The sequence below is a fragment of the Neisseria sp. HMSC058F07 genome (genome assembly GCF_001810035.1).
Lineage (GTDB): Bacteria > Pseudomonadota > Gammaproteobacteria > Burkholderiales > Neisseriaceae > Neisseria > Neisseria perflava.
This window is the reverse complement of record NZ_KV799674.1, coordinates 472390-478744: the sequence shown is the minus strand read 5'-3', so window position 1 is coordinate 478744 and position 6355 is coordinate 472390. Positions and strand designations below refer to the sequence as shown.

Here is a 6355-nt window from a genome sequence, read left to right as displayed (position 1 = left end):
TTTAGGGCCAGCAGGACCAGTATCGCCTTTTTCGCCTTTAGGGCCAGTTGCGCCAGTAGCACCAGTTGCACCGGTATCGCCTTTAGGGCCAGTTGCACCAGTTGCGCCGGTATCGCCTTTAGGGCCAGTTGCACCAGTTGCGCCGGTAGAACCAGTAGAACCACCACCAATTACGCTCAGGGTGTATTCGTTAGTGCCGTTTGAAGTCATCTTCAGACCGTCACCTGCGATCAGTTTCAGGGTGTTATTGGCATTTGATTTAGGATCGTATTTGTATGTACCTACATCTGGTGAGCTACCGCTACCATTATGGCCTGAGAATACAAACGGATTCAGGTTTTCGATGCGGTTTGCAACAGCGTACAATTGAGAGCCGTTGATTGCATCGGTAGAAGTTGCAGAAATACGGCCTGCGGCAACGTTTTGGATTTGACGCTCGTTACCTGCAGAACCTACAGACAATACTGCGCCGTTGCCCAAGCCGCTGGTTGCGCCTGCGAAGCCGCTGTAAGTGTAGCTGCCAACAGTAGCAGTATTGGTAGGTACGAATGCGCTGGTTGTAGAGCCGTTACCCAGGGCTACGCTGTTTTCGATAGTAGATTTAGCTTCTGAGCCCAAAGCCAGAGTGTGTTGGGCTGTTGCTTGAGCGTTGTTACCCAGGGCAGTTGCAAACTTACCGTTGGCTTGAGAGAGGCGGCCCAATGCGATGGCTTGTTCTGAAGTGGCTTGGCTTTGTACGCCCAAAGCTACTGAGTATTTACCAGTTGCTTGAGCAGCAGGACCGAATGCAGCGGCAGAAATACCGTCCGCTACAGAACCGCGACCGATTGCTACGGCAGAACCTTTTTTAGCTTGAGCGTCGCCACCCAATGCTACCGCGCCGTTTGCCAGAGCTTGAGAACGTTGGCCGATAGCAGTTGCCACGATACCGGTTGCTTGAGATTCAGTACCGATTGCCATTGCCGAACCGGCATTATTTACTACGCCGTCGCCATCAGAACCGGTAGAAGTACCATTTGCTGTAGCAGCATAACCTACTGCAACGTCAGCAGTTTTAGAAGCATTTGATTTAGAACCTACTGCAATAGAGTTATTACCAACGGCTTTAGCAGCAGAACCTGCTTTATTACCCAGAGTACCATCTTTCGCACCGCCAATAGCTACAGAATTTTCACCTGTTGCTTGAGCAGATGCACCACCGGCAAATGAGCCTTCGCCATTCGCTTGAGACAATACGCCGATAGCGGTACCACGTGCAGCAGTTGATTCAGCATAAGCACCGATACCAATTGCGTTATCACCTCTAGAAACTGTTTTAGTACCGACAGCAATGGAGTTATTATTAGCCGCAGTAGCAGTTTGACCCACAGCAATAGCATTAGACTCAGCAGCAGTAGCGTTAGAACCTACGGCAATTGCAGCTTCTTTATTGGCTTGTGCATATGGACCAACCGCAACTGTCAGATTACCTTCTGCTTTTGTATATGAACCAACACCGACAGCTTGAATACCTGACGCATTTGCGCTAGTACCTGCTGCAATCGCGTGGTCTTGTTTTGCTACGCTATCTTTACCGACAGCAATAGCATTAGTCCAAGCACCGTGAGCGTTGTTACCAATAGCGATAGAATCTTGTTTTTCAGCGTTCGCATGCGTACCTACAGCAACTGCAGCAGCATTTGCATTGGAGTTATCACCAATAGCCGTTGCAAATTGTGCGCCAGCATTTGCACGGTTACCGTATGCACTTGCAGAGTCTTGAGTAGCAGTCGCACGGTTACCTACTGCAGTCGCACGAATTTGCGTTGCTTGGGCTACATTACCGATTGCAACAGAAGCTTCACCACTTGCAACAGAGCTTACACCCATTGCAGTCGATGCACCGCCGGTTGCGATATTGTTATTACCCACAGCCAATGCTGCGTTTGCAGTCGCAGTATTGTTAGCACCGTAAGCAATAGTACCGTCTTCACCGCTCGCAGTATTTTGATAACCCACTACAACAGAGTTGACACCAACGTTTTTGTTAGAACCGTTGTAAGTACCATTAGGAGTAATGTTTACTGCACTACCTCCCAATTTTACATCGGCCTCTACTCCGCTAGATGCCATCAAAGCACCTGCTGCAACCACTGCAGCAGCTACGGCTTTACGCTTATCAGAAGCGGATTTTTTGCCGTGTGCATGGCTGATTTCGGAAACCGCGGTCCATGTCTGGGTCGCGTGGTTCCAAATAACTTTAAAGACTTTATTCATATCGATTTTCCTGTAAGGGGTTTGATTTCTTTTGGGACGTTTGCTCGGCCATAAACCGCTTGCCCATACATATGCCGCACTTCAGAGTCTCCCCTTTATGCGGTTTTACGTCGTAATCTCTTGTATGCAATTCCCGTGCCAAAAGTTTCCACTCGGCCGAATGGCAGCTAAATTCCTGTTTTATGGGATTTTATGCTGATACATTTTGGGAAGCTTGTGAAGTTTGGGAAACGATGTGCCGTTTTTTGTCAGCTCGTTTCTTAACAAGTCACTTTTTGTCAGCTTCTTTCAATGCATTCGGAATCCTTGTCCAAATTTTATATGCGTTTGGTTTTACAAATCAACTCTTCCGATAAAGTGTTATTTTTTCGCCCTCAACGGTCATGCCCGTTAGATTTACTTGTTGCTTTTTTTAAACGCTTTTTATAATCATATGATTTTTGTTGAAATTTTTAAACAATAATGATTATTAAATAATATGTTAACAGGATAGTTATTTTAGTGATAGATTTAGATGTCAGCTTTTATTTAGAGAATTAATGAGATTTGTATCGAGGATCGGTTTAAACCGTGTGATGGGTTTATATCGCCTGTTTTCAGACGGCCCTTGACGTTTTCTAACATAGCAAACAGCGGGCAAATGACACGAATTTATGCGCTATTGAGCCGATGGACAGCGTTAAAAAAGGCAAGTGTAAAACTTGCCTTTACGTTTGGGATTTGTTTGTTCTCTCTTGTAGAAAACTGTGTTGTTTTTCAGACGGCCTTACCAACGGAATGTTTGGGTCACGCCTGCGGAAGCGCCGTTGTTGCCGGCATAGCCGTAGCCGCCGGTATGGCTGGAGGCGCAGGCGGTGAGTGTGGCAAGGGTAAGGATGAGGAGGATGTGTTTCATGTTTCTTTCTCTGAGTGGGTTGGTTTTAGACTTGTAGGGCGTTGTGTTGCTGCATGAATCGGATGGGCTGTGACTTGGTTGCTTTATCCTGATTTGCAGTTAGACCGCTAAATTGTTTGATGATTAAAGAAGGCCGTCTGAAAACGGGTTTCATGATATTGAAACTTTGCTTTCAGACGGCCTTTATTTTATATCAGCTTATCAGTGGCGGAAATGGCGGATGCCGGTTACGACCATGGCGATGCCGTGTTCGTCCGCTGCGTCAAAGACTTCTTGGTCGCGCATGGAGCCTGCCGGATGGATGATGGCTTTGATGCCCTGCTCGGCAATGACATCTACGCCGTCGCGGAATGGGAAGAAGGCATCGGAAGCGGCACATGCGCCGTTGAGGTCGAGATTAGCATCTTGCGCTTTGCGGGCGGCGATGCGGGTGCTGTCCACGCGGCTCATTTGGCCTGCGCCGATGCCGTAGGTTTGACCGCCTTTGCCGAAGACGATGGCGTTGGATTTGACGTATTTTGCGACGTTCCATACAAACATCAGGTCGTTCCATTCTTGCTCGGTCGGTTGGCGTTTGGAGACGACTTTCAAATCGGCGCGGTTGAGGCGGTGGATGTCGGGGGTTTGTACCAACAGTCCGCCGCCGACGCGTTTGAGTTCAAAGCGGTTGGCTCCTGCTTCAAGCGGCACTTCCAATACGCGCACGTTTTTCTTGGCAGCGGCGATTTCGAGGGCTTCGGCGGTGAACTTCGGCGCCATGAGGACTTCCATAAATTGGTTGTCGGTAATTTGTTTGACGGTTTCGCCGTCCACTTCGCGGTTGAAGGCGATGATGCCGCCGAATGCGCTGGTGGTGTCGGTAGCGTAGGCGAGTTTGTAGGCATCCAAGGTATTGGAGGCGATGGCGACGCCGCACGGATTGGCGTGTTTCACGATCACGCAGGCTGGCGCGTCAAAGGATTTGACGGTTTCCCAAGCGGCGTCGGCATCGGCAATGTTGTTGTACGACAATTCTTTGCCTTGCAGTTGTTTGTAGGCGGAAAGGCTGCCTGCGGCGGGGTAAATATCGCGGTAGAACGCGGCGCGTTGGTGCGGGTTTTCGCCGTAGCGCATGTCTTGCACTTTAATCCAGCTTTGGTTGAACTGGCTTGGAAATTCGCCGATTTGGGGCTGGCCGCTTAAGACGTCGTCTGAAAGCGAGGTCAGGTAGTTGGAAATCATGCCGTCGTATTGGGCGGTATGGCTAAATGCTTTGCGTGAGAGGTTGAAACGGGTTTTGTCGCTCAATGCGCCGTTGTTGGCTTCGAGTTCGGCAGCGATGGCAGGGAAATCGGCTGTGTCGGTAACGATGGCGACATGTTTCCAGTTTTTCGCGGCAGAGCGCACCATGGTTGGGCCACCGATGTCGATGTTCTCAATCGCGTCTTCCAGTGTGCAGTTTGGTTTGGCGATGGTAGCGGCGAAGGGGTAGAGATTGACGCACACTAAATCGATATTGCCGATGCCGTGTTCTTCCATCTTGGCGACGTGTTCGTCTAAATCGCGACGGCCGAGGATGCCGCCGTGGATTTTCGGATGCAGGGTTTTCACGCGGCCGTCGAGCATTTCGGGAAAACCGGTATAGTCGGCAACTTCGATAACGGGAACGCCTGCATCAGCCAAGAGCTTTGCTGTACCGCCGGTAGAGAGGATTTCAACACCGAGCTTGGTCAGGGTTTGGGCAAATTCGACTGCGCCTGTCTTGTCGGATAGGCTAATCAGGGCGCGTTTGATGGAAGACATGGGATTTCCTTTGTTGAAGGTTTAATCGATATGGTATGAATTTTCAGGGCGGTATTATCCGCTATTTTCGCCTTTTTGGCAGTAGGTTTTTATAGATATTGTTAACAATTTTATTGTAAAAGGCCGTCTGAAACTTGGTTTCAGACGGCCTTTTGCTTTTGCCTATTGAAATCCCATTTTCTTTGCCACCCATACTGCGCCTGCCATGCCTGCACATAATGGCATGAGTAAGGCAACGGAGGCGTAGGTGAGTTCTAAAACAAAGACGATGGCCGTCAGTGGCATTTTGAGGGAAACGCCAAGGAAAACGGCGGCTCCGACAACGGCCGCGCTTTCGGACGACATTTCTGGGAAAACGCTGTTCCACGCGGCGGCAGCTGCAAAGGCAATGGTACTGCCGAGCATCATGGACGGGGTAATCAGGCCGCCGTATGCACCTGCCGCCAGCGCCATCAAGACGACCAGCCATTTGACGGCGGTCAGCTCAAGGCTGTGTTGCCAGTCGGTCAATCCGCCAAAGGTCAGTTGGTTGCCTGCTTTGCCGTTGCCCAAAATTTCGGGAAACCAAACGGAAATCGCGCCAATGAGTGCAAACATACAGACGGCCAAGGGAATGATTTTGATGTTGTCGCGCTTGATGAAGGGGAACTTTTGGGCAGTACGCTGGAAAAAGACGGCGGTTGCGCCCAGTACTGGGCCGATGATGACGGAAAACCAAAGTAATGATGTGTTGATGGAAAGGTTAGCCGGATGATATTGCTGCACGTCGCCCAAGCCGATGCGCGCGACGGCAGTGGCGATGACGGAAGTCAGCAATGCGGCGGCGACGGCTTGCTGAGTCCATAAGCCCAGCATGGCTTCGAGGATAAAAAGTGTGGAGGCGAGCGGCACGTTATACACGGCTGCCAAACCTGCACCCGAGGCGCAAGCAATGACCAGCCTTGTGTCGTCTTCGCTCAACCCGAAACGGTTGACGCCTACTGAAGCAAAGGCAGCAGTCATTTCGCGCGGCGCAACTTCGCGGCCGAGCGGCGAGCCAAGCCCGACGGTAATGATTTGCAACAGAGCATGACTGACGGTTTCAAAAAACGGAAAACCGGCGAGCGGATTTTTAACCACAGCTTTAATGCTCGGTTGCGGCCTGCCGTAGCGTTTGAGCAACCACCACCCCAAGCCGACCACCGCGCCGCAAAAGGCCATCACTCCGATACGCCGCGCAGGACTTGCCTGCGATACGCCCTCTCGGAATGAAACGTATAGGCCGTCTGAACCGTAACCGTAGGCAAGATGTTGAATTGTATGCATGATTTCGGTTAATACAATGCCGACTATGCCGCCGATAATGCCGGTAATGATGAGGGCGGCCCAAAGTTTATGCGTTTCTTTCACGGGATTTGACTTGAGGTAGTAGTGGTTTGATCA

4 protein-coding genes are annotated in these 6355 nt (G+C 50.4%); all 4 read right to left on the bottom strand.

Annotation, left to right across the window (positions count from 1 at the left end; genetic code table 11):
- Positions 1 to 2256, bottom strand: a 2256-nt coding sequence (locus HMPREF2696_RS05655) for an ESPR-type extended signal peptide-containing protein (RefSeq protein ID WP_256388731.1), incomplete at its 3' end; no start/stop codon positions are given.
- A gap of 766 nt (positions 2257 to 3022) precedes the next feature.
- A complete protein-coding gene (locus HMPREF2696_RS11910; RefSeq protein ID WP_256388401.1) occupies positions 3023 to 3151 on the bottom strand; it encodes a hypothetical protein in 129 nt (42 codons plus the stop codon).
- A gap of 201 nt (positions 3152 to 3352) precedes the next feature.
- Positions 3353 to 4933: a bifunctional phosphoribosylaminoimidazolecarboxamide formyltransferase/IMP cyclohydrolase gene (purH, locus tag HMPREF2696_RS05645; RefSeq protein WP_070588041.1), complete on the bottom strand. Its 1581-nt coding sequence runs from the start codon at positions 4931 to 4933 to the stop codon at positions 3353 to 3355.
- A 162-nt stretch (positions 4934 to 5095) separates the two neighbouring features.
- On the bottom strand, positions 5096 to 6322 hold the full coding sequence (locus HMPREF2696_RS05640) for a chloride channel protein (protein ID WP_070588039.1): 1227 nt from the start codon (positions 6320 to 6322) through the stop codon (positions 5096 to 5098).
- Positions 6323 to 6355: the final 33 nt, after the last annotated feature.